27 protein-coding genes are annotated in these 22,919 nt (G+C 70.5%); 20 read left to right on the top strand and 7 right to left on the bottom strand.

What is annotated here, in order from left to right; all coding sequences use genetic code 11:
* Window positions 1-118: 118 nt before the first annotated feature.
* Both LWW96_RS00780 and LWW96_RS00775 read left to right on the top strand, forming a co-directional pair.
* Window positions 119-811 (top strand): glutathione S-transferase family protein, encoded by a 693-nt coding sequence (locus tag LWW96_RS00780; RefSeq protein WP_291483728.1) that lies wholly within the window; start codon window positions 119-121, stop codon window positions 809-811.
* 8 nt (window positions 812-819) lie between these two features.
* On the top strand, window positions 820-1,128 hold the full coding sequence (locus tag LWW96_RS00775; RefSeq protein WP_291483726.1) for an NIPSNAP family protein: 309 nt from the start codon (window positions 820-822) through the stop codon (window positions 1,126-1,128).
* Window positions 1,129-1,193: 65 nt separating this feature from the next.
* On the opposite strand, the gene LWW96_RS00770 is transcribed toward LWW96_RS00775, so the two are convergent.
* A complete protein-coding gene (locus tag LWW96_RS00770; protein ID WP_291483724.1) occupies window positions 1,194-1,649 on the bottom strand; it encodes a hypothetical protein in 456 nt (151 codons plus the stop codon).
* Between the two features lie 50 nt (window positions 1,650-1,699).
* Here LWW96_RS00770 and LWW96_RS00765 point away from each other — a divergent pair, with 50 nt between their 5' ends.
* Both LWW96_RS00765 and LWW96_RS00760 read left to right on the top strand, forming a co-directional pair.
* Complete coding sequence (locus tag LWW96_RS00765) at window positions 1,700-2,962, top strand: multifunctional CCA addition/repair protein (protein ID WP_291483722.1); 1,263 nt, start codon at window positions 1,700-1,702, stop codon at window positions 2,960-2,962.
* 142 nt (window positions 2,963-3,104) lie between these two features.
* Entirely contained in the window at window positions 3,105-3,560 is a 456-nt protein-coding gene (locus LWW96_RS00760) for a GNAT family N-acetyltransferase (protein ID WP_291483720.1), read from the top strand.
* Between the two features lie 22 nt (window positions 3,561-3,582).
* Here LWW96_RS00760 and LWW96_RS00755 read toward each other — a convergent pair whose 3' ends face one another.
* Both LWW96_RS00755 and LWW96_RS00750 read right to left on the bottom strand, forming a co-directional pair.
* A complete protein-coding gene (locus tag LWW96_RS00755) occupies window positions 3,583-4,224 on the bottom strand; it encodes a DUF1109 domain-containing protein (RefSeq protein WP_291483718.1) in 642 nt (213 codons plus the stop codon).
* Entirely contained in the window at window positions 4,221-4,769 is a 549-nt protein-coding gene (locus LWW96_RS00750) for a sigma-70 family RNA polymerase sigma factor (protein ID WP_291483716.1), read from the bottom strand. The genes LWW96_RS00755 and LWW96_RS00750 overlap by 4 nt, the downstream gene beginning before the upstream one ends.
* A gap of 211 nt (window positions 4,770-4,980) precedes the next feature.
* Here LWW96_RS00750 and LWW96_RS00745 point away from each other — a divergent pair, with 211 nt between their 5' ends.
* From LWW96_RS00745 to LWW96_RS00730, 4 genes are read left to right on the top strand one after another with little or no spacing between them, the layout of a single operon-like run.
* Window positions 4,981-5,271 carry a DUF2282 domain-containing protein gene (locus tag LWW96_RS00745; protein ID WP_291483714.1) on the top strand — a complete coding sequence of 97 codons (291 nt, stop codon included), beginning with the start codon at window positions 4,981-4,983 and terminating at the stop codon, window positions 5,269-5,271.
* A gap of 18 nt (window positions 5,272-5,289) precedes the next feature.
* The gene (locus LWW96_RS00740) at window positions 5,290-6,135 is read left to right on the top strand and encodes a DUF692 domain-containing protein (protein WP_291483712.1); all 846 of its coding nucleotides are present in this window, start codon (window positions 5,290-5,292) and stop codon (window positions 6,133-6,135) included.
* Complete coding sequence (locus LWW96_RS00735; protein WP_291483710.1) at window positions 6,126-6,911, top strand: DNA-binding domain-containing protein; 786 nt, start codon at window positions 6,126-6,128, stop codon at window positions 6,909-6,911. Before LWW96_RS00740 ends, LWW96_RS00735 begins: the two co-directional genes overlap by 10 nt.
* Window positions 6,908-7,402, top strand: a complete 495-nt coding sequence (locus tag LWW96_RS00730) for a DoxX family protein (RefSeq protein WP_291483708.1) — start codon at window positions 6,908-6,910, stop codon at window positions 7,400-7,402. The genes LWW96_RS00735 and LWW96_RS00730 overlap by 4 nt, the downstream gene beginning before the upstream one ends.
* Before the next feature lie 3 nt (window positions 7,403-7,405).
* Here the strand turns inward: LWW96_RS00730 and trxC are convergent, their stop codons facing one another.
* Window positions 7,406-7,843 (bottom strand): thioredoxin TrxC, encoded by a 438-nt coding sequence (gene trxC, locus LWW96_RS00725; protein ID WP_291483706.1) that lies wholly within the window; start codon window positions 7,841-7,843, stop codon window positions 7,406-7,408.
* Window positions 7,844-7,995: 152 nt separating this feature from the next.
* Between trxC and otsB the strand changes: the two genes are divergently transcribed.
* Together otsB and otsA are read left to right on the top strand one after the other, a co-directional pair.
* Window positions 7,996-8,751 carry a trehalose-phosphatase gene (gene otsB / locus LWW96_RS00720; protein ID WP_291483704.1) on the top strand — a complete coding sequence of 252 codons (756 nt, stop codon included), beginning with the start codon at window positions 7,996-7,998 and terminating at the stop codon, window positions 8,749-8,751.
* A 108-nt stretch (window positions 8,752-8,859) separates the two neighbouring features.
* Entirely contained in the window at window positions 8,860-10,239 is a 1,380-nt protein-coding gene (otsA, locus tag LWW96_RS00715; RefSeq protein ID WP_291483702.1) for an alpha,alpha-trehalose-phosphate synthase (UDP-forming), read from the top strand.
* A 32-nt stretch (window positions 10,240-10,271) separates the two neighbouring features.
* On the opposite strand, the gene LWW96_RS00710 is transcribed toward otsA, so the two are convergent.
* On the bottom strand, window positions 10,272-10,466 hold the full coding sequence (locus tag LWW96_RS00710; RefSeq protein WP_291483701.1) for a DUF2905 domain-containing protein: 195 nt from the start codon (window positions 10,464-10,466) through the stop codon (window positions 10,272-10,274).
* 53 nt (window positions 10,467-10,519) lie between these two features.
* The gene (gene hisN, locus LWW96_RS00705) at window positions 10,520-11,296 is read right to left on the bottom strand and encodes a histidinol-phosphatase (protein WP_291483756.1); all 777 of its coding nucleotides are present in this window, start codon (window positions 11,294-11,296) and stop codon (window positions 10,520-10,522) included.
* Between the two features lie 198 nt (window positions 11,297-11,494).
* On the opposite strand from hisN, the gene LWW96_RS00700 reads away from it, so the two are divergent.
* The 6 genes from LWW96_RS00700 to eutC are packed head-to-tail and all read left to right on the top strand — an operon-like array spanning window position 11,495 to window position 18,285.
* Window positions 11,495-12,520: an ABC transporter substrate-binding protein gene (locus LWW96_RS00700; RefSeq protein ID WP_291483700.1), complete on the top strand. Its 1,026-nt coding sequence runs from the start codon at window positions 11,495-11,497 to the stop codon at window positions 12,518-12,520.
* 39 nt (window positions 12,521-12,559) lie between these two features.
* Window positions 12,560-13,567, top strand: a complete 1,008-nt coding sequence (locus LWW96_RS00695; protein WP_291483699.1) for an ABC transporter ATP-binding protein — start codon at window positions 12,560-12,562, stop codon at window positions 13,565-13,567.
* Window positions 13,564-15,234 carry an ABC transporter permease subunit gene (locus tag LWW96_RS00690; protein WP_291483698.1) on the top strand — a complete coding sequence of 557 codons (1,671 nt, stop codon included), beginning with the start codon at window positions 13,564-13,566 and terminating at the stop codon, window positions 15,232-15,234. Before LWW96_RS00695 ends, LWW96_RS00690 begins: the two co-directional genes overlap by 4 nt.
* 10 nt (window positions 15,235-15,244) lie before the next feature.
* Window positions 15,245-16,021 (top strand): DeoR/GlpR family DNA-binding transcription regulator, encoded by a 777-nt coding sequence (locus LWW96_RS00685; protein ID WP_291483696.1) that lies wholly within the window; start codon window positions 15,245-15,247, stop codon window positions 16,019-16,021.
* A 24-nt stretch (window positions 16,022-16,045) separates the two neighbouring features.
* On the top strand, window positions 16,046-17,461 hold the full coding sequence (locus LWW96_RS00680) for an ethanolamine ammonia-lyase subunit EutB (protein ID WP_291483694.1): 1,416 nt from the start codon (window positions 16,046-16,048) through the stop codon (window positions 17,459-17,461).
* Window positions 17,458-18,285, top strand: coding sequence for an ethanolamine ammonia-lyase subunit EutC (gene eutC, locus LWW96_RS00675; protein ID WP_291483692.1), 828 nt, complete (start codon window positions 17,458-17,460; stop codon window positions 18,283-18,285). The genes LWW96_RS00680 and eutC overlap by 4 nt, the downstream gene beginning before the upstream one ends.
* Window positions 18,286-18,773: 488 nt before the next feature.
* Here eutC and LWW96_RS00670 read toward each other — a convergent pair whose 3' ends face one another.
* Window positions 18,774-19,892 carry an SAM-dependent methyltransferase gene (locus LWW96_RS00670; RefSeq protein WP_291483690.1) on the bottom strand — a complete coding sequence of 373 codons (1,119 nt, stop codon included), beginning with the start codon at window positions 19,890-19,892 and terminating at the stop codon, window positions 18,774-18,776.
* Window positions 19,893-19,906: 14 nt separating this feature from the next.
* Here LWW96_RS00670 and LWW96_RS00665 point away from each other — a divergent pair, with 14 nt between their 5' ends.
* The 4 genes from LWW96_RS00665 to LWW96_RS00650 all read left to right on the top strand — a co-directional run bounded on the left by LWW96_RS00665 (window position 19,907) and on the right by LWW96_RS00650 (window position 22,918).
* On the top strand, window positions 19,907-20,692 hold the full coding sequence (locus tag LWW96_RS00665) for an SDR family oxidoreductase (RefSeq protein WP_291483688.1): 786 nt from the start codon (window positions 19,907-19,909) through the stop codon (window positions 20,690-20,692).
* A gap of 25 nt (window positions 20,693-20,717) precedes the next feature.
* Window positions 20,718-21,101, top strand: a complete 384-nt coding sequence (locus LWW96_RS00660; protein WP_291483687.1) for a dihydroneopterin aldolase — start codon at window positions 20,718-20,720, stop codon at window positions 21,099-21,101.
* 155 nt (window positions 21,102-21,256) lie between these two features.
* Window positions 21,257-22,195 carry a tRNA 2-thiocytidine(32) synthetase TtcA gene (gene ttcA / locus LWW96_RS00655; RefSeq protein WP_291483685.1) on the top strand — a complete coding sequence of 313 codons (939 nt, stop codon included), beginning with the start codon at window positions 21,257-21,259 and terminating at the stop codon, window positions 22,193-22,195.
* A gap of 57 nt (window positions 22,196-22,252) precedes the next feature.
* The gene (locus LWW96_RS00650) at window positions 22,253-22,918 is read left to right on the top strand and encodes a DUF4136 domain-containing protein (protein ID WP_291483683.1); all 666 of its coding nucleotides are present in this window, start codon (window positions 22,253-22,255) and stop codon (window positions 22,916-22,918) included.
* The last annotated feature ends 1 nt before the right edge of the window (window position 22,919 follow it).

Below are 22,919 nucleotides of genomic sequence, written 5' to 3'. Positions count from 1 at the left end.
TGCGTGCAGGGCATCAAACAGCGGGCCAATCGGCATTGAAGCAATGCGGGGGCCGGCGGTAGGATGCAGCTCCCCTTTGTTCCCCCCGTTCGTCCACCCGCCCCAGGCGCTTTGCACCATGCTCAAGCTCTACATCGGCAACAAGAACTACTCGTCCTGGTCCATGCGCCCCTGGGTGCTGCTGCGCCAGGCCGGCATTGCGTTCGAGGAAGTGCGCGTGCGCTTTGACAGCTTCGACGCCGGCTCCGAATTCAAGCGCGCCATCGGCCCCGTGAGCCCCACCGGCAAGGTGCCGGCGCTGGTCGACGGCGACCTGGTCGTCTGGGACACGCTGGCCATCGCCGAGTACGTGGCCGAGTCTTACCCTGACCGGCTGCTCTGGCCCCAGGACGCCAAGGCGCGCGCCCGCGCCCGCAGCGTCTGCGCCGAGATGCACAGCGGCTTCACCGCCCTGCGCAGCCACTGCCCCATGAATATCGAGGCGGACCTGGCCGACACCGGCGCCCTGATCTGGCGCGACAAGGCCGGCGTGCGCGCCGACGTGCAGCGCCTGGTGGACATGTGGAGCGCCCTGCTGGGCGAGCATGGCGGCCCGCTGCTGTTTGGCGAATTCACCGTGGCCGATGCCTACTTCGCCCCCGTGTGCATGCGCCTGCACACTTACGGCCTGCCGGTGCCGCCGCACATCGCCGCCTACGTGCAGCGCGTGCGCGAACTGCCGGGCGTGAAGGCCTGGATCGACGAGGCCCTGGCCGAGAAGGACTTTCTGGACTTCGAAGAGCCCTACCGCCTGCGCCGCACGGAAGGCTGAGCCCCACCATGGCCGTCACCATCTACCTGCGCTACGTGCTCGACACCCGCAAGCTGAAAGAGTTTGAGCACTACGCAAAGCTGTGGATCCCGCTGGTCGAGAAATTCGGCGGCCAGCACCACGGCTACTTCATGCCCAGCGAGGGCGCGAACAACATTGCGCTCGCGCTGTTCACGTTCGACAGCCTTGCGGCCTACGAGGTGTACCGCGAACGGTCGATGCAGGACGCGGACTGCCAGGCGGCGTTCCGCTACGCCGAAGAGACGGGGTGCATCATGAGCTACGAGCGGAGCTTCTTTCGGCCGGTGTGTGCCTGATCGGCCGGCGTCGCTCTTTCCCCACCGTTCAGGCTCAGCGTGACCGGTACCTGAGCGGTCCACCCTTACCGAAACTGCTTGCGCAAAAACGCCTTGTGCCGCGCAATGTGCGCCAGCTGGGCCGGCGCCACGCTGCCGCCCAGGTCTTCGTCTTCCACGTTGAGCACCTGGTTGGCATGGGCCAGCGCCCGCGTCACCACCTCGGCCTCGCTCACGCCCTGCTGCGCGGCCAGGTCCAGCGCCACGCGGCGCATGGCGCGCTGCGAGAGCATCCACATCGCGCCGAAAGCGTCCCACGCGGCGGCGGCCTCCTTGAACTTGTCGCGCTCGGCCAGGATTTCATTGAGGGGCTTGGCCAATATCTCCTGCAAGTCGTCCAGCTGGGCCTGCAGGGCCTCGAACTGTGCCTCGCGCTGCAGCGCCTCGGCCGCCGCGTTGGCAGCGGCGTCGGGCGGCGTGGGCACGGGCACGCTGCCGTCGGGGTTGAGCTGGGCGATGGTGAGCGAGGATGACAAGGACATCAGCAATCCAGGAAACAAAAGACGGGCGGGGGTGGTTCTACACTGCCCCCATGCAAATCTACATGGTGGGGGGCGCCGTGCGCGACCAGCTGCTCGGCCGCCCCGTGAACGATCACGACTGGGTGGTGGTGGGCGCCACGCCCGAGCAGATGCTGGCCCAGGGCTACCTGCCCGTGGGGCGGGATTTTCCGGTGTTCCTGCACCCGGCCACGCGCGAGGAGTACGCGCTGGCGCGCACCGAGCGCAAGAGCGGGCGCGGCTACCGCGGCTTTGTGGTGCAAAGCTCGCCCGACGTGACGCTGGAGGAAGACCTCTCGCGCCGCGATCTTACTATCAATTCGATAGCTGTCAGCGTTGATGGGATAAGCGCTGGAGCCATTTTTGACCCCTACCACGGCGTGCGCGACCTGAACGCCCGCGTGCTGCGCCATGTGACCGACGCCTTCCGCGAAGACCCGGTGCGCATCCTGCGCGTGGCGCGCTTTGCCGCACGCTTCACCGATTTCACGGTGGCGCCCGAGACAATGCAGCTGATGCGCGAGATGGTGGAGCACGGCGAGGCCGACCATCTGGTGGCCGAACGCGTTTGGCAGGAGCTGGCGCGCGGGCTGATGGAGGCCAAGCCTTCGCGCATGTTCGAGGTGCTGCGCGACTGCGGCGCGCTGCAGGTATTGCTGCCCGAGGTGGCGCGCCTGTGGGGCGTGCCCCAGCGCGCCGACTACCACCCCGAGGTGGATACCGGCGTGCACCTGATGATGGTGCTGAACATGGCGGCGCGGCTACAGGCGCCGCTCACCGTGCGTTTTGCCTGCCTGGCGCACGACCTGGGCAAGGGCACCACCCCGGCCCACGTGCTGCCGCGCCACATCGGCCATGAAGAGCGCAGCGCGGCGCTGCTGGCCGGCGTGGCCGAGCGCCTGCGCGTGCCCGTGGACTGCCGCGAGACGGCCGAGGTGGTGGCCCGCGAGCACGGCCACGTCCACCGCAGCGGCGACCTCTCGGCGGCCGCCCTGGTGCGCCTGCTGGAGCGCTGCGACGCGCTGCGCAAGCCCGCGCGCTTTGCCGAAGTGCTGCTGGCCTGCGAATGCGACGCGCGCGGGCGGCTGGGCTTTGAGGATGCGCCCTACCCCCAGCGCCCGCGCCTGCTGGCGGTGCTGGCCGCCGCGCAGTCGGTGGTCACGCGCGACATTGCGGCGCAGGCGGCCGCCCGGGGACAGACCGGCCCGCAGGTGGGTGCGCTGATCCACAACGCCCGGGTGCAGGCGGTGGCGCTGTGGGCGCAGGAGCAGCCGTCGCCGCCAGCGCCGCAGTAGCCGCGCACTGCGGCATCCAGAACAACGGCAGAGCAAAGCCGCTCCGCGGCACGGCGGCGCCCCTACAATCCGCCGCTTTTTCCTGCCGGGCCGCGGCAATGGCAGGGTTCGTCCACTTTGCCTTCTGTGCTCCCCCACCGCCATGACCTCTTTGCACATCCGGCTGGCGACCCCGGCCGACGTGGGCACCATTGCCCCGCTGTTCGATGCCTACCGCCAGTTCTACGGGCAGGCGCCAGACCTCGCCGCCGCGCGGCGCTTCATTGCCGAGCGGCTGGAGCGGGGTGAATCGAGCATTCTCCTGGCCTTCCACGGGGCCGGCGAGGCGGTGGGCTTTTGCCAGCTCTACCCCAGCTTCTGCTCGGTGGAGGCGGCGCCCATCTACACGCTGTACGACCTGTTCGTGTCACCCGCTGCGCGCAAGGCAGGCGCGGGCCGGGCCTTGCTGCGGGCGGCCCGCGAGCACGCACGCGCCCAGGGCAAGGTGCGCATGGACCTGACCACCGCCCACACCAACACCACGGCGCAGGCGCTGTATGAATCGCTGGGCTGGGTGCAGGACACCGTGTTCCGCGCCTACAGCCAGCGCGTGAACTGAGCCAAGGGCTCCGAGCCGGGGGTTACCAGCGCAGCCAGCGCGGCCCGGCCAGGGCGCCCAGTGCGGTGGGGATGGCGATGCCCGCCACGTACCACACGGCCAGGAAAGGCGAGGCCATCTCCGGGCAGTGCAGCGCGTACACCAGCGTGGCCAGCGCCCCCGCCAGCACGCCTGCGCCAGCCCCGGTCCAGGCCAGCCGGGTCGGCGCGCCCCCGCGCAGCGCCCAGAAGGACGCGGCGAAGGCGGGCGCCGACAGCAGCGCGATATTGAACGGGCAGGTGCGCCAGGTCTGGCCCAGGAGGAGCGGCATCCGCTCGCCCGGCGCCGCCTGCAGCAGCGCCACCAGCGCCATGCCCCACACCGCCAGCAACGGCAGCGCCAGCCACCGCGCCGTGCGCCCTGCAGCCAGGCCGGGCCGGGCCAGGCGGCGCAGCAGCGCCAGCCCCGCCACCGCCAATGCGCCGGCAAAGGCGAGCTTGCCCCAGAACATGGGCAGCGCCAGGGCCTGCACCAGATCGGGCCGCACCCCAAACTTCCAGGCCAGCAGCACGCCGGCACCGGCCAGGCCGGCCAGTGCCGCCAGTGCCAGGCGCCGCTCGATGGACTGCGACGGCGCGGGCTGCGCATCCGTGGCCAGCAGTTGGATCAATTCATCGGTTCTCATCCCATTCCCCTGAGCTTGGCGGCCAGGGCCTTCAGCCCCCGGTGCACGCCGACTTTGACCGCCGACTCCGACAGGCCGGTGAGCTGCGCCGTCTCCACCACCGACAGGCCTTCGAGCTTCATGTGCACGATGGGCAGGCGCTGGCGGTCCGGCAGCAGGCCCAGCAGCCGGCCCAGGTCGCGCCGCGCCTCGGCGGCGTCGCTGTCGCTGGTGGAAAACAGCGCGTCGGCGTTGTCGTCATCCAGCGGGTCGTGCCGCGCTTCCTTGGCCGCGTGCGCGCGCAGCCAGTCGATGAGCTTGTAGCGCGCAATCGCGTGCGCCCAGGCCGTGACCGGACTGTCGGCGCGGTAGGTATGGCGCTGGTTGTGCACCGCGAGCAAGGTTTCCTGCACCAGGTCCTCCACTTCGTCCGGCCGCTGTGCCAATCGGCGGCGCAGGAACGCGCGCAGGTGGGCGCTCAGCTCTTTCAAAAATCGCTGGTACGCCGCAGCATCGCCGCCCAGCCCTTGCATCAGCAGCCCGCGCAGCCGCTCTTCTGTGTCCATGGACTCTCCCCAGGGGGTATTCGTCTTCGGAGGCCAGCGGGTTACAGCCCGCCAAAAAATATTCCTCGCACTTTTTTCGGCAGGCCCGTAACCCGTTCTCCGGCCCGTGCGAATTACAGCGCAGATCGGACGCGCCGGGGCAACTGGCAGCAGCGAGCCGCGGCGCCACGGTCTTCCCGCAACCCTCCCTACCTTTGATTGGAGAACCTACATGACGACGATCCGCACCCTCAGCCTCGGCGCCCTGGCCCTGTCCGCCCTGGCCACCAGCGCAGCCTTTGCCCAAAGCCAGCCGGCCGACGCCGCCAAGCCCGCCATGGAGAAGTGCTACGGCGTGTCGATGGCCGGCAAGAACGACTGCGCCGCCGGCCCGGGCACCACCTGCGCGGGCACGTCCAAGATGGACTACCAGGGCAACGCGTGGAAGTTCGTACCCGCGGGCACCTGCACCACCCTCAAGACGCCCAAGGGCATGGGCTCGCTCGCGCCCATGAAGTCCTGATCGAGAGGCATGGACGCCATGGCGCTCCTCACCGCCGGTCTGGGCCTCAAGCCCCAGCATTACGCCGAGGCCCTGGACTGCACGGCCCCCGGCCTGTGGTGGGAAGTGCACCCGGAGAACTACTTCGCCGAGGGCGGGCCGCGCGTGGCCTGGCTGGACGCCATCCGCGCGTGCCACCCGGTGGCGCTGCACGGCGTGTCGCTGTCGCTGGCGGCAGACGCACCGCCCGATGCGGCGCACCTGGCCCGCCTGGCCGCGCTGGCCCGGCGGGTGGAGCCAGCCATCGTGTCCGAGCACCTGGCCTGGTCCACCTGGCGCGGGCACTACCTGCCCGACCTGTTGCCCTTCCCGCGCACGCAGGCGGCGCTGCACCGCATCGCGGCCAACATCGGCCGCACGCAAGACGCACTGCAGCGGCGCATTGCCATCGAAAACCCCACGCACTACCTGCACATCGACGGCCACGACTGGGCCGAGACCGAATTCCTCGCCGAGCTGGCGCGCCGCACCGGCTGCGCCCTGCTGCTGGACGTGAACAACGTGTACCTCAGCGCGCACAACCTGGGCTTCAGTGCCCACCACTACCTCCAGGCCTTTCCCCTGCACGCCGTGGCCGAGATCCACCTGGCGGGCCACCATGCCGACCCGGCGCTGGGCGATGCGCTGCTCATCGACAGCCACGACGCACCCGTGGATCCCGCCGTGTGGGCGCTGTACGCGCAGGTGATCGCACGCACAGGCCCCGTGCCCACGCTGATCGAGCGCGACGACCACCTGCCAGCCTTTGCCGAGCTGCTGCGCGAGCGCGACCAGGCGCATGGCGCGCTCACGCTGGCGCAGCGTGAGGAGGCCGCATGCGGCTGAGCGACTTCCAGGACGGCTTTGCCGCCGCCGTGTGGGCGGCCGAGCCGGCACCGTCGGCCCCGTGGCTGGCCGCGCTGCAGGCGCAGCCCGGCTTCGCCGTGTACCGCAACACGGTGCTCAAGGGCTGCATCGATGCGCTGCAGGCCAGCTACCCCACGGTGTGCCAGCTGGTGGGCGAAACCTGGTTCCGCGCCGCGGCCGCCGTGTATGCCCGCACCCTGCCACCCCGCGATGGCATGCTGGTGGACTATGGCGACGGGTTCGGCGACTTTCTGACCCAGTTCCCCCCCGCGGCCGACCTGCCCTACCTGGGTGCCGTGGCACGCCTGGACCGGTGCTGGACCGAATGCCACCTGGCCGCCGATGCGCCCCCGCTGGACCGTGCCGGCTGGGCCCGGCAAGACGCGGGCGCACTCGCCACGCTGCAACTGTGCCCCCACCCTGCGGCCCGCTGGGCGTGGTGCGCCGAGCACCCCGCCTACCGCCTTTGGCAACACCACCGCGAAGGCCTGCCATGGGGCGATTCCCTGCCCTGGGCGGGCGACGGCGGCCTGCTCACCCGCCCCCGGGCTGCGGTGGCCTGGTGCGCGCTCCCGCTGGCAGGCTGTGTGCTGCTGGATGCCTGCGCGGCCGGCGAGCCCCTGGAGGCCGCCGCCACCCGCGCGCTGACGGCCGACCCCGGCACCGATTTCGGGCAACTGCTGGGCACCTTGCTGGACGCCGGTGCCCTGGCTGCGCCCCACCCCGGCCGCACCACCTCGACCGCAGAGACATGACCATGAACACGCCCCCCTCCTCCGCGCCCCACCCCCTGCCCATCGCTCCCGCCACAGGCCCTCGCGGGTGGCTGGCGCGGCTGGCCCGCGCTGCCGCCTGGCTCACGCCCCACAGCCTGCTGGCACTGGTGAACCGCGTGGCCATCGGGGCCATCTTCTGGCAGTCGGCGCGCACCAAGGTCGAAGGCTGGTTCACCATTTCCGACAGTGCCTACGCGCTGTTCCGTGAGGAGTACCAACTGCCCTGGCTGCCGCCGGAGCTGGCGGCGCAGCTGGCCACGGTGGCCGAACATGGGTTTGCCGTGTTGTTGGTGCTGGGCCTGTTCACGCGCCTGTCGGCCTTGGGGCTGCTGGGGATGACGCTGGTGATCCAGGTGTTTGTGTACCCCGACGCCTGGCCCACGCACCTGTCGTGGGCGGGGCTGATGCTGTACCTGGTGGGGCGCGGCGCGGGCGCCGTGTCGCTGGACCGCGTGCTGGGGATCCGCTGATCCTCAGCGCAGCGCCGTGCGCACCCAGCGCACGATGTCCGTAGCGCCCAAGGCGCCCGAGATGCGCGCCACTTCGCGCCCCTGCCGGAACAGCACCATGGTGGGAATGCTGCGGATCGCATGGCGCGCCGCCACGGCCTGGTGCTCTTCGGTGTTGAGCTTGGCGAGGCGCACGTGCGGTTCCAGCTCCCGCGCAGCCTGCGCAAAAGCCGGCGCCATCTGGCGGCAGGGCCCGCACCAGGGCGCCCAGAAGTCCACCAGCACGGGGAGGTGGCTGCGGCCCACCTGCTTGTCGAAGGCGGCGGCGTCCAGCTCCACCGGCGCGCCGGTGAACAAGGGGCGGTGGCACTGGCCGCAGTCCGGCGCCTTGGCGAGGTCGGCGCTTTGCACCCGGTTGGTGGTGTGGCAACGGGGGCAGACGATGTGCAGGGCTTCGGACATGGTGCGCGCGGGGCGGATGGATCGGATGCCCTGCAAATGCGGTGTGCGCGCCATGTTTCAAGGGCGGCTGGGCCGGCACGTAGGGCGCCGCCGCCGTGGCGATCTCACTTTTTCTTACCTGCCGCGCCCGCAGGCTCTGCTAAGGTCCGCGCATGCGGCTGCTCCCCCTCTTGACCCCCGCCCACGCGCTTTTCCTTGACTTTGACGGCACGCTCACCGAACTGGCGCCGCGTCCGGACGCCGTGCGCATCGCGTCCGGCCTGGTGCCCACCCTGGCCGCGCTGCACGACCAGCTGGGCGGCGCGCTCGCCATCGTGACGGGCCGGCCCGAAGCCGACATCGACGGGTTTCTTGCCCCGCTGCGCCTGCCGCTGGCCAGCGAGCACGGCGCACAGTACCGCCTGGGCGACACCGCCGTGCCCGCCGTCACGCCGCCCGACCTGGAACCCGTGCTGCGCATGGCCGAGGGTCTGGCCGCGCAATACCCCGGCCTGCTGGTGGAGCGCAAGCGCGCCAGCGTGGCGCTGCACTACCGCCTGGCCCCGCACCTGGAGGCCCTGTGCCACGACGCGCTGGCCAGCGTGGTGCGCCACCTGGACGGTGTGGAGCTGCTGCGCGGCAAGTGCGTGCTGGAGGCCAAGCCCCGCGGCGTACACAAGGGCCAGGCGATCCTGGACTTCATGACCCAGCCGCCCTTTGCGGGCCGCATGCCCGTGTTCGTGGGGGACGACGTGACGGACGAGGCGGGCTTTGCCGCCGTGCAGGCGCTGGGCGGCTGGGGCATCAAGGTGGGCGAAGGCCCCACCATGGCGCAGCACCGCTGCATGACGCCCGCCGCCCTGCGTGGGTGGCTCTCGGCGGCGCGCACGCAGTGGGGCAGCCCGGCGCCGCTGGCGCCCGGCCGCTGACAGGTCCCTGACCCCGGCACTGCGGAGCCGCTGAAGCGCCATTGGGACACACCGCTTCGCGGCGGTGTCCGACAGCGCGCCCGGCGGGAGCGCCCGGATGATCGGACGATGAGCAGACTTGTCGTGATCTCGAACCGCCTGGCGGACCCCCGAAAGCCCGCCGCGGGCGGCCTGGCCGTGGCCCTGGGCGAAGCGCTGAACCAGACCGGCGGCCTGTGGTTTGGCTGGAGCGGCACGGTGGTGGAGGACGGCACGCCCGGCGAGAGCGAGCTGCACGTGCGCCAGGCCGGCCCCGTGACGCTGGCCACCGTGGACCTGTGCCGCGAGGACCACGACACCTACTACCACGGCTACAGCAACAGCGTGCTGTGGCCGGTGTTCCACTACCGGCTGGACCTGGCGGACTTCCACGCCAGCTATGTCGCGGGCTACCGGCGGGTGAACCAGATGTTTGCCCGCAAGCTGCTGCCCCTGCTGCGGGACGACGACATCCTCTGGGTGCACGACTACCACCTGATTCCGCTGGCCGCCGAACTGCGTGCCATGGGGTGCAAGCACCGCATCGGCTTCTTCCTGCACATCCCCATGCCGCCGCCGCTCATCATGGCGGCCATTCCGCAACACGAGTGGCTGATGCGCTCGCTCTTCGCCTACGACCTGGTGGGCCTGCAAAGCGAGTCCGACGTGTCGCACTTCACCCGCTATGTGCGCAACGAAGGCAGCGCCGAGGAGCTGGAGAACAAGCGCGTGCGGGCCTTCGGTGCCACGGTGGTGGTGCAGTCGTTTCCCATCGGGATCGACGTGGACGAGTTCACCCGCCTCACCGAGGCCAGCGAAGCCATGGACACCTTTCATGGCATGCGCGCTGAATACTCGCGCCGCCGGCTGCTGCTGGGCATTGACCGGCTGGACTACTCCAAGGGCATTCCGCACCGTGTGCGCGCCTTCCGCGAGCTGCTGGACCGCTACCCCGAGAACCGGGGCAGCGCCACGATGATCATGATTGCCTCGCCCAGCCGCGATGACGTGCACGCCTATGCCGACCTGCGGCAAGAGCTGGAAGGCCTGTGCGGCTCGGTGAACGGCGACTACGGCGAGCTGGACTGGATGCCCGTGCGCTACATCCACCGCATGGTGGCCCGCAAGCGCGTGCCCGGGCTGTGCCGCGCCGCGGCCGTGGGGCTGGTCACGCCGCTGCGCGACGGCATGAACCTGGTGGCCAAGGAATACGTGGTGGCGCAGGACCCGGACGACCCCGGCGTGCTGGTGCTGTCGCGCTTTGCCGGGGCGGCCGAGCAGCTCAAGGAAGCCCTGCTGGTGAACCCCTATGACACCGCAGGCATGGCCAACAGCATCCAGCAGGCGCTGCAAATGCCCCTGGCCGAGCGGCAGGCGCGGCACCGGAAGCTGATGGAGCGCATCCGCCAGCACGATGTGCACTGGTGGCGCAAGTCGTTTTTGGCGGCGCTGGAAAGTTCGCGGGAGTAAGGCTCTTTAAGCCCCGGGGTTGAGCCGCCGCGTCACAACCACTTAGCCAGCAGGCTCACGCCAAAGCTCAGCAGCAGCGTGGACGCCAACGGCACGTCCCAGTCCCGCCCCAGCCAGCGAAACCGGAAGTCGCCCGGCAGGCGGCCAAAGCCCAGCTTGCGCAGCAGGGGCGAGAGCCCGCTGATGAGCACCAGGGCCAGGAAGACGACGATGAACCAGCGCAGCATGCCCGCAGTGTAGGGGCCGGGCGGCGCTCCGGCACCCATGGCCCCGCGCAGGTTCACCCCTGCAGCTGTGCCAGCGCCTGTGCGTGCAGCCCGGGCGTGGCGGCGGCAACCACCCGGCCGTCGGATGCGACGGTGAGCGCGCGCCCTTGCCAATCGGTGATGCGCCCACCAGCCCCCTCCACCAAGCAGACCAGCGACAGATAGTCGTACGGCTGCAGCCCTGCTTCCACCACCAGGTCCACATGCCCGCCCGCGAGCTGCGCGTAGGCATAGCAGTCGCCACCGAAACGGCGCAGCGCGCACTGGCGGCTCAGCCGGTCAAAGCGCTGCCAGTCCTGCGCGCCAAAGGCATCCGGCGAGGTGGTGTACACGCGGGCCTGCGAAAGCTGCGCGCACCCACTGGCGCGCATGGGCCGGCCGTTGCACTGCGCCGCTTGGCCCGCGACGGCCGTCCAGCGCTCGCCCAGCACGGGCAGGTCCATCAGGCCCAGCACCGGGCGGCCCTGGTGCAGCAACGCCACCAGCGTGCCCCACAGCGGGGAGCCGGTGATGAAGCTCTTGGTGCCATCGATGGGGTCGATCACCCACACATAGTCCGCGTCCAGCCGCTCGCGGCCGTGCTCCTCGCCCAGGATGCCGTGCGCAGGCGCCTGGGCCTGCAGCAGCGCCCGCATGGCGGCCTCGGCCTCGCGGTCGGCCACCGTGACGGGGCTTTCGTCGGACTTGGTGAGCACGTCGAGCGGCGTGCGGAAGTACCGCAGCGAATGCGCGCGGGCCGCGTCGGCCAGCGCGTGCGCCAAGGCCTGGAGATCGGCGACAGAGGTATCCAAAGGGTTCATAGGGGCGTCCAGGTGAAAGAAAGGGTTGCCTGTCGCCACCAGGCGAGTTGGCATATTTAGTGCTTGTGCATTTTCGTGCAAAACCAATAACTTGCACAAGTGCAATAAAACGCACAGTTTTGGTGAATCCTTCCCAACCCGCGCGGCGCTGCCGCACCGATTCTTGGCAACCGTTTTCTGGAGAACCCCATGCGCACACGCTCCCCCCTGTCTTCCGCCCTGCGTCTGCTGCCCCTGCTGGGCGCCTTGGCGTGCGGGCTGACCACCGCCCAGGCGGGCACCATCACGGCCTACACCGCGCTGGAGGAAGACGAGATCAAGGATTACCTGGCCGCCGCCAAGAAAGACCTGCCCGACGTGGATGTGAAGGTGCTGCGCCTGTCCACCGGCGACCTGGGCGCGCGCATCCTGGCCGAGGCCGCCAACCCGCAGCACGACGTGATCTGGGGCTGGGCGCTCACCAACACGCTGGACCCGCGCATCACCGCCCTGCTGGAGCCCTACGCCCCCAAGGGCGCCGACAAGCTGGCGGCCAAGGACAAGGCAGCCGACGGCAAGTGGTTCGCCACCACGGGCTACATGGCGGCGTTTTGTGTGAACACGGAAGTGCTCAAGGCCAAGAAGCTGCCCATGCCGACCTCCTGGAAAGACCTCACCAACCCCGTCTACAAGGGCGAGGTGGTCATGCCCAACCCGGTGTCCTCCGGCACGGGCTACCTGCAGATTGCGGCGCTGATCCAGTCCCGCGGCAGCGACGAGGGCTGGAAGCTCATCAAGACCCTGGACGGCAACGTCGCGCAGTACATCAAGTCGGGCTCGCGGCCCTGCAAGGCGGCGCGGGCGGGCGAGTTTGCCATCGGCACGTCGCTGGCCTTTGCGGCCATGCAGTCGGTGGACGAGGGCTACCCCGTCAAGATGGTGATTCCCACCGATGGCGCCGGCTACGAACTGGAAGCCTCGGGCCTGATGGCCGCCGCCAAGAACAAGGCCGACGCCAAGCGTTTTCTGGACTGGACGCTGTCCGCCAGCGCCGCGCAGCTCTACACCAAGTACAAGGAAATCGTCACCGTGCCGGGCGTGCCGCAATCCAAGGCGGCCGCGGCGGCGGGCCTGCCGGCCGACCTTTCCAAGGTGCTCTACCCCATGGACTTCGCCAAGTCCGCCAAGGAGCGCGACGCGATCCTCGCCACCTGGCAAAAGACCATCGGCCGCTGAACCGCATTCCTGAACCGCACTACCCAAGGGCCTTGCACCATGTCCCTGCAGATCACCGACCTGCACAAGAGCTTTGACGGCCAGGTCGCGCTCGAACGCATCCACCTGGCCGTGGATGCCTCGGAGTTCGTGTGCCTGCTGGGGCCCAGCGGCTGCGGCAAGACCACGCTGCTGCGCATCATCGCGGGGCTGCTGCCCGCCGACGGCGGCCGCATCACCCTGGGCGGCCGCGACCTGGCCACGCTGCCGGCGCGCGACCGGGGCTTTGGCATCGTGTTCCAGTCGTACTCGCTGTTCCCGCACATGACGGTGGCGCAAAACGTGGGCTACGGCCTGGCCATCCGCCGCACGCCGCCCGACGTGGTGCGGGCGCGCACGGCCGAGCTGCTGGACATGGTGAAGCTGGCCAACTTCGGCGCGCGCTACCCGGCGCAGCTCTCCGGCGGCCAGCAGCAGCGCGTGGCCATTGCCCGCGCGCTGGCGGTGAACCCGTCGCTGCTGCTGCTGGACGAGCCCCTGTCGGCCCTGGACGCGCGCGTGCGCGCCGACCTGCGCCACGAGCTGCGCGAGGTGCAGCGCCGCCTGGGCATCCCCACCATCATGGTCACGCACGACCAGGAGGAAGCCTTGGCGATGGCCGACCGCATCGTCTGCATGCAGGGCGGGCGCATCGCCCAGGCGGGCTCGCCGCGCGAGCTGTACCTGGCGCCCCGCACCCGTTTCGTCGCCAACTTCATGGGGCACAGCAACCTGCTGTCGCCCGCCCAGGCGCGGCGGCTGCAGCCCGCGCTGGGCGAGGCGCCTGAAGGCATGGCGCCCGCATCCGCCCTGCTGTGCATCCGCCCCGAGCGGCTGCAGCTGCAGGCCAGCGCCCAGGGTGCGGGCCGCGTCACCGGCACCACCTTCCTGGGCAGCATCCAGCGCGTGCAACTGCGCTGGCAGGACCTGGACCTGCTGGCCGAGTCCAGCAGCGCCAGCGCCTGGGACGTGGGCCAGGGCGTGGACGTGTCCGTGAATGCGCAGGACTGCGCCTGGATCGAGGCATGAGCACCGCCACCCCGACCGCGCACCTGCCGCCCATGCATGGCGGCGAGCGCTGGCTGCTGCGCGCCTGCCTGCTGCTGCCGCTGGCCGCGCTGGTGCTGTTCTTTGCCGTGCCCATGCTGGCCATTGCCTGGCGCAGCCTGGTGCAGGACACCGGCGGCATCGGCTGGGGCAACTACGCCGCGCTGCTCGACACCCCGGGCGTGTGGCGGGCCCTGGCCCACAGCCTGCTGCTGGGCGCCGCGACCACGGCCGTCACGCTGGTGCTGGCCTTTGTGGTGGCGTTTGGCCTGGAGCGCACCTGCATGCCGGGCCGCCGCTTTGTGGCCGGGGCGCTGGCGCTGCCCATGCTGGCGCCCTCGCTGGTGCTGGGGCTGGGGCTGATTTTCTTGCTGGGGCGCAACGGCATCGTGGGCAAGCTGCTGGGCGTGCGGCCCGAGATCTACGGGTTCTGGGGCCTGCTGATTGCCGACGTGCTGTACGCACTGCCGCAAGCCGTGCTCATCGTGCGCACCGCGCTGCGCCAGGGCGACGCCCGGCAGTACGACGCCGCCGAGGTGCTGGGCGCCACGCCGTGGCGGCAGTTTTGCGACATCACGCTGCCGCAGGCCCGCTACGGGCTGCTGAGCGCGGGGTTTGTGGTGTTCACGATCACCATCACCGACTTTGGCAACGCCGTGGTCATCGGCGGCAACTTTGCCGTGCTGGCCACCGAGATCTACAACCAGGTCAGCGGGCAGATGAAGTTCGGCATGGGCGCGGTGGTCGGCATGCTGCTGCTGGCGCCGGCAGCCCTGTCGGTGTTCATCGAACGCCTGGCCGCGCAGCGGGCCGGCGCGGGTGCCGAATCGGCCCTGCCGCCCACGCCCCAGCGGCGCCCCGGGCGCGACGCCGCGTTCTTCTTCGCCTGCCTGGGCATCGCCGGCAGCATCGTGGCGCTGGTGCTCACGGTGGTGCTGGCCAGCTTCATCCGGCTGTGGCCCTACCGGCTGGACCTGACGCTCAAGCACTACGACATCACCATCGCAGGCGGCTACGCGCCGCTGTGGACGTCGGTGTGGGTGTCGGCCCTCGCCGCCGGCCTGGGCACCGCGATGCTGTTCGTGCTGTGCTTTGGCATCCGCCGCCTGCCGGGGCGGCTGGCACGCGCGGCCACGGCGCTGTCCGCCTTGCCGGTGGGCGTGCCCGGGCTGGTGCTGGGGTTGGCCTATGTGTTCACCTTCAACACCGCCACCTGGCCCTGGGGCGTGCTGTATGGCACGGCCATCCTGCTGGCGCTGTGCAACTACTACCACTACCACACGCAGGGTTTCATGACCATGATGACCGGCATGCGCAATGTGCCCGCTACGCTGGAGGACGCCACCACCGTGCTGGGCGGCGGCACCGCCCGCGTGCTGCGCGACGTGTACCTGCCCGCGCTGCGGCCCACGCTGCTGGCGGTGCTGGTGTTCTTGTTCATGCGCTCCATGGTCACGCTGTCGGCGGTCATCTTCCTCATCACCCCATCGCTGCCCTTGGGGGCGGTGACGGTGATGCGCCTGGACGAGGCGGGGCTGACCTCGCAGGCCGCGGCCTTCTCCACCTGCATCATGGCGGTGGTGGGTGCGCTGGCGCTGCTGCTGCACGTCGGCACCCAGCGCCGCCCACCGGAGGCCCGGGCCGCCTAACATCGCCACCATGCTGCAAGAAGAACGTTTCCTCCGCATCCGCACGCTGCTGTCCACGCTCTCGCGCGTGAGCACCGAGCGCATCGCGCAAGACCTGGAGGTATCGCGCGAGACTGTGCGCCGCGACATCCTGGCGCTGGAGTCGCAGGGCCTGCTGCGGCGCGTGCACGGCGGCGTGGTGGCCCAGGGGCCGGAGCCCGAGCCCCCGCTGGCCGTGCGCCAGGCCGTGCGGGCCCGCGAAAAGCGCGCCATGGCGCGCGCCGCCCTGCAGCTGCTGCAGCCGGGGCAAACGCTGTTCCTGGACGCCGGCAGCACCACCACGCTGCTGGCCGAAGCGCTGTCGGGCCTGTCGGGGCTGACCATCATCACCAACGGGCTGAACGTGGCCCTCAAGCTGGCGGGCGCCGATGCCGGACGCAACGCGCGCAACGACGTCATCCTGCTCGGCGGCCGCCCCGACCCCGCCGCGCAGGCGACGCACGGCGACACCACCGTGGCGGAAATCCACCGCTACCGCGCTGATGTGGCCCTGCTTTCCCCGGTGGGCATCAACGTGCACAGCGGCGCCACGAGCTTTGAGCACCACGAGGCCGCCGTGGCCCGCGCCATGGCCGCGCAGGCCCGGCAGCTGGTGGTGCTGGCCGACCACAGCAAGGTGGGGCAGGCCAGCCGCGTCACCTACGCCCCCCTGGCCGAGGTGGACACCCTGGTCACCGATGCGGGCGCGCGGTCGCTGCCCGCGCTGGCGGCCCTGCAGGCGGCCGGCTGCCACACCGTGGTGGCCTGACCCCATTCCACGGACCGCCCCACCATGGCCTACCAGCACACCTTCGGCGGCGAGCGCTGGCAGTTCGCCGACCTGCGCGACCTGCTGGCCAAGGCCACGCCCCTGCGTTCGGGCGACGCGCTGGCGGGCGTGGCCGCCGCGTCGGCCGTGGAGCGCATGGCCGCGCGCATGGCACTGGCGGAGGTGCCGCTCAAGGCTTTCCTGAACGAGGCACTCATCCCCTACGAGAGCGACGAGGTCACGCGCCTCATCCTCGACACGCACGACGCCGCGGCGTTTGCGCCCATCGCCCACCTCACCGTGGGCGACTTCCGCAACTGGCTGCTGGCGCACAGCACGGACAGTGCTGTGCTCGCCGCCGTGGCGCCCGGCATCACGCCCGAGATGGCGGCGGCGGTGAGCAAGCTCATGCGCAACCAGGACCTGATCGCCGTGGCGCGCAAGTGCCGCGTGGTCACCCGCTTTCGCAACACCCTCGGCCTGCCGGGCCGCCTGGCCGTGCGGCTGCAGCCCAACCACCCCACGGACGATCTGCGTGGCATTGCGGCGTCGATGGTCGACGGCCTGCTGTACGGCGCGGGCGACGCGGTGATCGGCGTGAACCCGGCCACGGACAGCATCGCGGCGCTCACGGGGCTGGTGCAGATGCTGGACGACGTGATCGAGCGGCTGCAGATTCCGACGCAGTCGTGCGTGCTCACGCATGTGACCAACACCGTGCAGATGATCGAGCACGGTGCGCCGGTGGACCTGGTGTTCCAGTCCATCGCGGGCACCGAGGCGGCCAACGCGGGCTTTGGCATATCGCTGGCGCTGCTGCGCGAGGCGCGCGAGGCGGCCTTGTCGCTGCGCCGCGGCACGGACTTTGGCGACGGCGTGGGCATCGGCGACAACGTGATGTATTTCGAGACCGGCCAGGGCAGCGCCCTGTCCGCCAACGCGCACCACGGCGTGGACCAGCAGACCTGCGAGGCACGGGCCTATGGCGTGGCGCGCGCGTTTGCGCCGCTGCTCACCAACACGGTGGTGGGCTTCATCGGGCCGGAGTATTTGTACGACGGCAAGCAGATCATCCGCGCCGGCCTGGAAGACCACTTCTGCGGCAAGCTGCTGGGCGTGCCGCTGGGCTGCGACGTGTGCTACACCAACCATGCCGAGGCCGACTCGGACGACATGGACACGCTGATGACGCTGCTGGGCACGGCGGGCCTGACCTTCATCATGGGCGTGCCGGGGGCGGACGACATCATGCTCAACTACCAGAGCACCTCGTTCCACGACGCGCTGTACCTGCGCGAGGTGCTGGGCCTGCGCTGCGCGCCGGAGTTTGCGGCGTGGCTGGAGCGCATGCAGATCACCGATGCCAGCGGGCGCCTGCTGCCGGCCAGCGCGCACCACCCCGCCCTGACTCAACTCCGGCAATGGAGGCTGGGCGCATGACTTCCGGCCCCACACAGCACAGCATTCCGCCCGACCCCTGGTGCGACCTGCGCGCCCACACGCAGGCGCGCCTGGCGCTGGGCCGCGCAGGCGCCGCCCTCCCCACGGCCGAGCTGCTGCGCTTTGGCATGGCCCATGCGCAGGCGCGCGATGCCGTGCACATCCCCCTGGACGCCGACGCGCTGGCCGCGCAGCTGCAGGCCCTGGGCGGCACCACGCGGCAGGTGCACAGCGCCGCGCCCGACCGCGCCACCTACCTGCTGCGCCCCGACCTGGGCCGGCGGCTGTGCGATGCGGATGCCGAGGCGCTGCGGGAGGTGGCAGCAGAAGGCGGTGCGCCCATCGACCTGCTGCTGGTGGTGGCCGACGGCCTCTCGTCCCTGGCGGTGGCGCGGCAGGCACCGCCGCTCGTCGAGGCCATCCGCCAGCAGGCGCCCGCGGGCTGGCAGCTCGGCCCCGTGGTGATCGCCCGGCAGGCCCGCGTGGCGCTGGGCGACGAAGTCGGCGCGCTGCTGGGCGCGCGCCTGGTGGCGGTGCTGGTCGGCGAGCGGCCGGGCCTGAGTTCGCCCGACAGCCTGGGCATCTACCTGACCTGGCACCCGCAGGTGGGCCGCAGCGATGCCGAGCGCAACTGCATCTCCAACGTGCGGCCCGAAGGCCTGCAGCCGGCGCGGGCGGCGGCGCGCCTGTGGTGGCTGTGCCAGGCGGCGCGGCAGCTGGGGCTGACGGGCGTGGGGCTGAAGGACCGCAGCGATGGGCTGACGCTGGCGGCCGAGGCGGGCGCGGTAAGCCCGGCACCAGCGCAGCTACGCGCTAACAAGTAGGCCTGGCGCACCCCAGCGGCTGATTTCCCCGCCGGTCGAGTCGCTGCCCCGAAAGCTCCCTCCCCCCTCGCGGGGGAGGGTTGGGGAGAGGGGGAGTGAGCAGCAGTGCGCTAAAGCCGACCCCCTCTCCCCAACCCCTCTCCCACGAGGGGAGAGGGGCAAGCCGCCATGTGGTGGCTGTGCCAGGCAACGCGGCAGCTGGGGCTGACGGGTGTAAGGCTGAAGGGCCGCAGCGAGGGGCTGACGCTGACGGCCGAAGCCGAGGCAGTAAGCCCTGCCCCAGCGCAGGCACGCGCTGAAAAGTAGGCCTGCCGCGTCCCGGCGGCTGATTTCCCGCCGGTCGAGTCGATGCCCCGAAAGCTCCCTTCCCCCCTCGCGGGGGAGCGCCGGGGAGAGAGGGGGGCAATGAGCAGCAGTGCGCCCAAGCCAGCCCCCCTCTCCCCAACCCTCTCCCACAAGGGGAGAGGGAGCAAAACCGCTATCGCCGCCTACAGCCGGTGCGACCGATCCCCGCGCACAAACCCCACGGGCTCCCACGGCTCGCCCGTGCCCAGGGCCAGCACCTTGAACAGCTCGCCCATCTCGTGCTCCATGATCAATTTGGCCGCTGTCGCCCGCTGGGCTTGCGCAAGCTGCTCCATTTTTGGGAGCAATCCGCAGTTGATGAGAAAGTGCGCCTGCGTGGTGTAGCCCAGCACGTTCAGGCCCGCCTCCTGTGCGGCCAGGGCGATGGCGGTGAAGTTGACGTGGGCGGTGATGTCCTTCAAGCCCACTTCCACCAGCGGGTCGCCGTCGGCCAGGTGGCCCTGGTGGCACATCACGGTGCCCATGTGGCGCTGCGGGTGGTAATACTCGTCCTCGCCAAAGCCGTAGTCCAGCAGCAAGGCGGCGCCGCGCGTGAGGCGGTCGGCCAGCATGCGCACAAAGCCTTCGCCCTGGGCGTGGATCTCGGTCAGGTAGTCGTGCGGGCCTTCGATATCGACGGGCGGGCGCAGCGGCGTGGGACGGTCGGCCCAGGCAAAGCGGCCGTCCTCGGCCACCACCACGCCGCGCTCGTGCCACACACCCTCCGCGTGCCCGCCGTGGCGTGCCAGCAGCTGCACGGGCATGGCGTCCAGCACCTCGTTGCCCACCACCACGCCGCTGAACTTTTCCGGCAGCGCGTCCACCCAGCGCACCTTGTGCGCATGCGCCGCCAGCTTGGCCTGCTGGCGCGCGCGCAGGCTGCCCGACAAATCGACGATGGTGTAGCGGCGCACCTGCTCGCCCAGGGCGTCCAGCAGCTGCAGCGCCAGCGCGCCGGAGCCGGCGCCGAACTCCCACACCTCGTCGGTGGCGGTGTGCGCCAGCGCCTCGCCCACCTGCACGGCCAGGGTCTGGCCGAACAGGGGCGTGAGCTCGGGCGCGGTCACGAAGTCGCTGCCGGACTCGGGCAGGGCGCCGAACTTGGTGGAATCGTTGGCGTAGTAGCCCAGGCCCGGCGTGTACAGGGCCAGTTCCATGAAGCGGTCAAACCCCAGCCAGCCGCCCGCGTCGGCGATGGCCTGGGCAATGTGCCGGTGCAGGGCGGTCGTTAAACTGTCGGGTCTTTTCGTCACGGCCCGCATTGTCCCAGAGCCCCATGCCCTCCGCCTCCCCGCACCGCACCGTCCTGGTCACGGGCGCCGCCCGGCGCCTGGGCCGCAGCATTGCGCTGGCGCTGGCCGCGGGCGGCTGGCAGGTGGCGGTGCACTACCGCACATCTCGGCAAAATGCTATTGAAACAGTAGCTGCTTGCGCAGAACTGGCGGGCGCTAGCGCCCATTTTGATGCAGATTTTCAGGACGAGGCCGCCGTGCGCGCACTGCTGCCCCGCGTGGTGGCCCACTTTGGCCGTGTGGACGCGGTGGTCAACAGCGCGTCGCTGTTCGAGCACGACACCGCGCACAGCTTTGGTTTTGCCGCGCTCGAAAAGCACCTGCGCAGCAACACGGCGGCCCCCGTGCTGCTGGCCGAGGCCCTGCACCGCCATGTGGCCGATCGCGCCGCCGCCGGCGAGGCCGACGCCCAGGGCGCGGTGGTGAACCTGCTGGACCAGAAGCTCTGGAACCAGAACCCCGACTTTTTGAGCTACACCCTGTCCAAGGCGGCCCTGGAAGCCGCCGGCACCCAGCTGGCGCTGGCGCTGGCGCCCCGCGTGCGGGTGGTGGGCGTGGCGCCCGGCCTCACGCTGACCAGCGAATGGCTGAGCGAAGAGAAATTTGCGCAGCTGCACAGCCTGAGCCCGCTGGGCCGCTCGTCCACGCCCGAGGACGTGGCCGCCACGGTGCGCTTCGCGCTGGAGAACCGCTCGCTCACCGGCACCACGGTGCTGGTGGATGGCGGCCAGCACCTGATGCGGTTCGAGCGCGACTTTTCGATGATGTGAGCACCGGCTTACGCTGGAAACCCTGATGAACGACGCCTTTGCCCCCACCTCCGGCACCCAGATCCTCACACTCACCGGGCTGCGCTTTGACGCCAACCTGGGCATCCTGGACCACGAGCGCACCGCGCCCCAGCCCATCCAGGTGGATGCCGAGCTGAACCAGGGCCAGCAGCCCCTGCTGCCGCATGACGACGACATCGGCCACGTGCTGGACTACCGCAAGGTGCGCCAGATCATCATCGACGAGTGCACGGCCGAGCACGTGAACCTGCTGGAGAGCCTGATCGGCAAGCTGGCCCATCGCCTGATGCAGCTGCCCGGCGTGCTGGGCGTGCGCGTGAAGATCGCCAAGCTGGAGATCTTTGACGACTGCGAGGTGGCGATCCGCGTAGAGGCCGGCACCTGGTAGCGGCGCGGCCGCCGCGGCGCCCGCCTTGATGGTGCCCCGCACCCGGCGGACGGCGCCCGCAGCCCGGGCAGACCGTTGCGGACAGCCCGCAGGACCGCCGGGTGAAGCCGCGCGGCGCAGGCGCGCACTGCGGCCGGAATGAGACAATCGCGGCCATGAGTACCGCCTGGACATCCGACGCCGAACAACCCGCCGTGGCCGCGGGGCGCAGCGATCTCAAGATCGAGCGCGAAACCCACAAGCTCGAAAAACGCCTGTGCCGCGAGGTCGGCAAGGCCATCGTCGACTTCAACATGATCGAGGAAGGCGACAAGGTCATGGTGTGCATGTCCGGCGGCAAGGACAGCTACACGCTGCTGGACATTTTGCTCAAGCTGCAGGCCCGCGCGCCCATCCACTTCGACCTGGTGGCCGTGAACCTGGACCAGAAGCAGCCCGGATTCCCGGAGCATGTGCTGCCCGACTACCTGCGCGCGCAGGGCATCCCGTTCCACATCGAGAACGAGGACACCTACAGCATCGTCAAGAAGCTCATCCCCGAGGGCAAGACCACCTGCAGCCTGTGCAGCCGCCTGCGCCGGGGCATCCTGTACCGCGTGGCCGACGAGCTGGGCTGCACCAAGATCGCCCTGGGCCACCACCGCGACGACATCCTGCAGACGCTGCTGCTGAACATGTTCTTCGGCGGCAAGATGAAGAGCATGCCCGCCAAGCTGGTGAGCGACGACGGCAAGCATGTGGTGATCCGCCCCCTGGCCTATGTGCCCGAGAAGGACACCGCCCGCTGGGCCGCGCACCGCGACTTCCCCATCATCCCGTGCAACCTGTGCGGCAGCCAGGAGAACCTGCAGCGCAAGCAGGTGGGCGAGATGCTGCGCGAGTGGGAGAAGAAATTCCCCGGCCGCGTGGAGAACATGTTCAACGCGCTGCAGAACGTGGTGCCCTCACACCTGCTGGACGGCGGGCTGTACGACTTCAAGAACGCGCGCGCCACCGGCGTGGCGGATGAGAACGGCGACAAGGCCTTCGACAAGGAAGAGTTCTCCGCGCCGCAGCCGCAATTGCCCGGCGTGCAGGTGGTGCAGCTCTCGTGATGAACCTCCGGCGGGCTGGGCGGATCACACCGGGACCCCATTTTTGAGGAGTCACCCATGACACGCCGATGGATCCCCGCCCTGCTGCTGTGCGCCGCCGCCGTGGCCGGTCTGGCAGGCTGCAGCACCCAGCGCCTGGTGGACGGCCGGGTGCAGAGCTTTTCCACCCTGGCGGCCGTGCCCGCCCCCGCCACCTACCGCGTCGAGCGCCTGCCCTCGCAGCAGATGCCCTCGTTCGAGCCCATCGCCGCCCTGGCCGAGCAGGCCCTGGCCCGCGCGGGCCTGCGGCGCGACGACGCCGCACCCCGGCTGCTGGTGCAGATCGGCGTGCAGGCCGACACCGTGCCCCGCTACGACCCGTTTGCCGGGCCCTACGGCCCGGGCCCCTGGGGCTTTGGCGGCTGGTACGGACGCGGCTGGGGCTTCCATGGCGCGTGGCGCTTCAACGACCCCACCCCGCTGTACCGCCGGGCGGTGAGCATCGTGATGCGCGACGCCGCCACCCAGGCCGTGGTGTACGAAACCTCCGCCACGCACGAAGACGTGTGGGTGGCCGACCCAGCCGTGTATGGCGTGCTGTTCGACGCGGCGCTGCAGGGCTTTCCCACGCCACCCCAGGGCCCGCGCCAGATCCGGCTGCCGCTCCCCCCTGCCCCCGGCAGTGCCCCGGCCACCACGCCGGCCCAACCGGGCACGGTCGTGCCCGCTGCGCCGGCGCGCTGAT

Source organism: Acidovorax sp. (assembly GCF_021287135.1).
Classification (GTDB): domain Bacteria; phylum Pseudomonadota; class Gammaproteobacteria; order Burkholderiales; family Burkholderiaceae_C; genus Acidovorax.
The sequence above is the reverse complement of the archived record's forward strand: the minus strand, read 5'-3'. Positions and strand labels throughout refer to the sequence as shown.